The organism is Paraburkholderia sp. GAS348, from assembly GCF_050434205.1.
Classification (GTDB): Bacteria; Pseudomonadota; Gammaproteobacteria; order Burkholderiales; family Burkholderiaceae; genus Paraburkholderia.
Genome location: NZ_JBNPVT010000058.1, coordinates 1 through 2,470, shown reverse-complemented (window position 1 = coordinate 2,470; position 2,470 = coordinate 1). Strand labels below are relative to the sequence as shown.

The window sequence follows — 2,470 nt, the reverse complement described above, 5'->3', positions numbered from 1 at the left end:
GTGCCTGCCATCTGGAATGCTGTCCTGTCCAATCGATAAGGTGTCCGAAACTATAGTAAGCTTTTCCGCCAATCCACCTATTTGCACCAGAGCCCGCGTGGCAGGCCAGCCTGTGCGAGCACGCGCTGCACGGTGCCGCGGTGCACGTACAACTGGCGCGCGATGGTGCCGCAACGCCACTTCTCAACGTGGTAGTAGCGCAGGATCTGCGCCTCGAGTTCGACTCCGATGGTCATGGGTCACCTGTGTAGTGAGTAGCAGTCCGAACATCATGGAAGACACGACGGCGAAGTGGACCCAGGCGTAGGAAGCCCGCACAGGCGCAGTGGCAGAAGTGGCAATGCTCAGGCACAGGTGTGGTGTGCGTGGATACCGCTGCTGTGGCCGATGTCGTCGAAGTCGGTGTCAGTAAAGCATCGGCGGCAGGCTCAGCGGAACCCTGATGCGTCACTTTATTGTTGCGGCTGCGATAGCGGCGCAACCGTTCGGCGTGCGCAAAACGGCCGTGGCGGGTGCGCTGGTAGCGTTGACCGGCCACACGCATGCTGGTTTGATGGGCGAGCAACGAACAATCGCCGTCGCAATAGATCTGGCCGTGGTCGCAACGGCGGCAAACGATGACCTGCGCCCGGCAACGGGCGCAGACAAAGAGGCGGGCTGAGCTCGGCACCGGCAATCCCTGTCAATGCCGATGCGATATCGACAGAGCTCACGAGCAGTGCCATACTTGGGCACGCCCGCACCCTGTCGTGCGCGTGCTGGGCTCGACACCGGATTGAACTTGGCGGTTTGCGCCGGTGTCGGGCCTGTTTCTTCGGCGGCAAATCCTCTTTTACCGCATCAGGCCTGCTGCGTCACCCCTTCCTGAACCGGCTCCCGCCGGGGCGCATCTGCACTCGCCCTACGGGCTCCTTTCGATGCGCCCCCATAACCTCAGCGCCACCCGTATCAGTCATCTCGGATTAGCACGGAAGACTAGAAAACATTCCGAATTCCTGGCTGACGCCGCCGTTTAACGTCGGATTTCGACCGCCGTTCACAAAAGGTGTTGAACACGTGCGAGCATGACGTTTCGGTGTCGGTCACTGGCTCGCTGAACACGACTGTACAGCACTCTTGACGCGGCTGTGAGGCCCCGTCAAACCTCGCTTAAGGCTGGGTCCGCCGGTTGTAGCGAACGCAGCGCCGAGAGCACGATGTCTGGCTCGCAACGGCTTCGGTAGTCAATGTCGACATGGGAAAAGACCATTCGCCCGTCTTTCGCGATAACGAAGGTCGCCGGGACCGGCAACTCCCAGCTGTCGTCCCCATTGATGCCTGGCAGAGCCTTGTCGACCGAGCGCAGCGCTTGGCGCAATTCTTCCGGAAGTGAATAGACGAGGCCAAAAGACCGTGCCACGCCATTGCCAGCATCGCTCAGAACGGCGAAATCAAGCGCATTGCGTTGAGTAGTGGACAGCGACCCGTCGGGCAACTGGGGGGAGATCGCGATCAGGTTGCCGCCGAGTCGGGCAAGCTGCGGAAGCAGCCGCTGGTACGCCCTGAGCTGAATGTTGCAGTAAGGACACCAGCCGCCCCGATAGAACACGACGACTGCATGCCTCTCGCGAAGCACTTCCGAAAGCGAGACCATCTGGCCTGAGGCGCTGGGCAATACAAATTCAGGTGCTTGCTCCCCGATTCCAGGCACATCGGCGATCGGGAAGGTCGCTAGCAACTTCTCGACCATCGCGTCCTGGAGCGCGATCCGTTCAGCAGGCGCAGTGCGCTCATATTCGGCGCGAAAAGCGGCGAGTTCCTGGTCAAGTTCCATCTTGCAATTCTCGTCCATGTTGGTAGTGCCTGAAGGCGCGTCGCTGAGACCATTCTCGGGCAGTCGTCTGGCACGCAGTAGACCGCAGCGGGGCATAACACTTATTCCGACAGGACATACGGTGCCAGAGACCTTCTGTTCTCCACATCGAACACTCTAGGTCCGTTGCGTCGAAACGCTGGGACTATGGTTTTCCATGAGCAGTCCTTGGGCGCGTTGACTTATCGCATGGCGGTTTGTGAAGGTTGGGCGCGGCTCACAGAGTGGCGGCACAATCGCGCCAAAACTATGGACGCTCCACCGTGGCGGGCGAAAACCCTAGTGTTCCGTCCCAGAAATAACTTTACGTAAATTTGTATTGTTCTATGATCGAGTCGTGATGAAGAGGAGGCCATGATGGGACGCAAGGGGATCGAGGTTGTGGTATCGGAACTGGAGCGAAAACAGTTGCTGTCCATGAGTCGCTCACGTTCGTTGCCTCATTCTCTGGTGCGTCGGGCAAAGATTGTCCTGACGGCTCTGGTGCAAATAGGTGGATTGGCGGAAAAGCTTACTATAGTTGCGGACACCTTATCGATTGGACAGGACAGCATTCCAGATGGCAGGCACAACGGCATCTTTGGGCCCGAGAATGGAGAGGTTGAACTGCCCCTTGCG

The 2,470-nt window shown here is 59.1% G+C and carries 3 protein-coding genes and 1 pseudogene; 2 read left to right on the top strand and 2 right to left on the bottom strand.

Annotation, left to right across the window (positions count from 1 at the left end; genetic code table 11):
* Window positions 1-77: 77 nt before the first annotated feature.
* Window positions 78-236: a hypothetical protein gene (locus tag P3T22_RS33135; protein WP_429327273.1), complete on the bottom strand. Its 159-nt coding sequence runs from the start codon at window positions 234-236 to the stop codon at window positions 78-80.
* A 206-nt stretch (window positions 237-442) separates the two neighbouring features.
* On the opposite strand from P3T22_RS33135, the gene P3T22_RS33130 reads away from it, so the two are divergent.
* Window positions 443-661 carry a hypothetical protein gene (locus tag P3T22_RS33130; RefSeq protein WP_429327272.1) on the top strand — a complete coding sequence of 73 codons (219 nt, stop codon included), beginning with the start codon at window positions 443-445 and terminating at the stop codon, window positions 659-661.
* 477 nt (window positions 662-1,138) lie between these two features.
* Here the strand turns inward: P3T22_RS33130 and P3T22_RS33125 are convergent, their stop codons facing one another.
* On the bottom strand, window positions 1,139-1,813 hold the full coding sequence (locus tag P3T22_RS33125) for a peroxiredoxin-like family protein (RefSeq protein ID WP_429327271.1): 675 nt from the start codon (window positions 1,811-1,813) through the stop codon (window positions 1,139-1,141).
* Between the two features lie 393 nt (window positions 1,814-2,206).
* Between P3T22_RS33125 and P3T22_RS33120 the strand changes: the two are divergent.
* Window positions 2,207-2,470, top strand: a pseudogene (locus P3T22_RS33120) (hypothetical protein); the annotation flags it as partial.